General features: G+C 48.8%; 1 protein-coding gene. It reads left to right on the top strand.

Annotated features, from left to right (window positions below):
* Positions 1–605: Calx-beta domain-containing protein (locus tag ACIR131C_RS21500; protein WP_035371324.1), on the top strand; the 605-nt coding region annotated here is incomplete at both ends.

Raw genomic sequence — 605 nt, forward strand, 5'->3', positions numbered from 1 at the left:
CCTCAACAATTTGATATTAGTGCCTACAAGAGTGCCTCAACTCAAATTCGTTTCGGGTTCAATGTTACTAGCACTGGTGTATTTACAGTAAGTTCGTGGAACCTTGATGATGTCAAAATCTATGGTGATGGCGGTGTTACCTTACCTGTAATCACAGTAGCAGCCACCGATGCCGATGCTGGCGAACCCACCAACAATGGTCAATATACCCTCACCCGCACCGGTCCGACCACCAGCGCCTTGACGGTGAATATCGCCATGACCGGAACAGCCACCAATGGAGCGGATTACACAACCATTCCTACTACTGTCACTTTTGCCGCAGGTTCTAGCACAGCCTTAGTTGACCTGAACGTCATTGACGACACCTTGGTAGAAGGCACAGAAACTGCCATCCTCACTGTCACATCGGGAACAGGCTACACCGTCGGCACATCAGCTAGTGCCACAGTCAATATTGCTGATAATGATTTACCTGTAATCACCGTTGCTGCCACAGATACAGATGCTGCCGAAACTGTACTAGGAACAACACCAAATCCCGGACAATACACCTTAACCCGCACAGGTCCTACTACCAGTAGCTTAACGGTTAACGTCAGCTT

It is taken from the genome of Dolichospermum circinale AWQC131C (assembly GCF_000426905.1).
Lineage (GTDB): Bacteria > Cyanobacteriota > Cyanobacteriia > Cyanobacteriales > Nostocaceae > Dolichospermum > Dolichospermum circinale.